General features: G+C 51.1%; 1 protein-coding gene. It reads left to right on the forward strand.

Features of this window, described 5'->3' with window-relative positions; translation table 11 throughout:
* Positions 1–786, forward strand: a 786-nt coding sequence (locus tag I6E69_RS20455) for an Ig-like domain-containing protein (RefSeq protein ID WP_197122221.1), incomplete at both ends; no start/stop codon positions are given.

Consider the following 786-nt stretch of genomic DNA (forward strand, 5'->3'; position numbering starts at 1 on the left):
ACACCATTAGCGCGAGTGTTGAAGATGTGGCAGGCAACGACACCATCGCCACAGGCGCAGGTGAAATAGATACCACTGCACCGACACTTGTACTTACTAGCCCAGGCTCAAGTAATGACATCACCCCGACACTCAGTGGCACAAGTGATGCGGTTGAAGGCACGGTTATTAACTTCACGGTGGTGGACGATCAAGGCAATACACAAACCTTTACCACCACGGTGGATGCCGATGGCAACTTCTCTGTAGAAGTACCGACTGCATTGGCTGAAGGACCATATAGCATCGAAGCAAGTATTAGCGATGTGGCAGGTAACAGCACCGATATTACCGGCAACGGCACCATTGATACCACAGCACCAAGTGTGAGTGTAGATGCGCCAGTACTCACCAACGACAGCACGCCAACTGTGACAGGCACCAGTGATGCACCTAACAGCACCATCACGGTGACGTTTACAGATGCTGCAAATGTCACTCAAACCATTGATGTGCAAACGGATATCAACGGTAACTGGAGTGCGACACCAACAGGCACATTAGCTGAAGGTAATTACAATGTCAGCGCCAGCATCACCGATGCGGCAGGCAACACAGGTACAGATACAGACAGCGGCGAAGTAGACGTAACTCCACCGGCACTTGCCTTTACGCCGACGTTTGAACTTGGTTTATTGGTTACCCTAAGTGGGACGTCTGACTTGCCAGCAGGCAGTGAAATTACCATTACCGAGCAACTGGTAGGCGGTGGTATTGGTGCAACATACACCACCACAACCGATGCAG

This window comes from Pseudoalteromonas sp. NZS100 (assembly GCF_015864815.1).
Taxonomy (GTDB): domain Bacteria; phylum Pseudomonadota; class Gammaproteobacteria; order Enterobacterales; family Alteromonadaceae; genus Pseudoalteromonas; species Pseudoalteromonas distincta.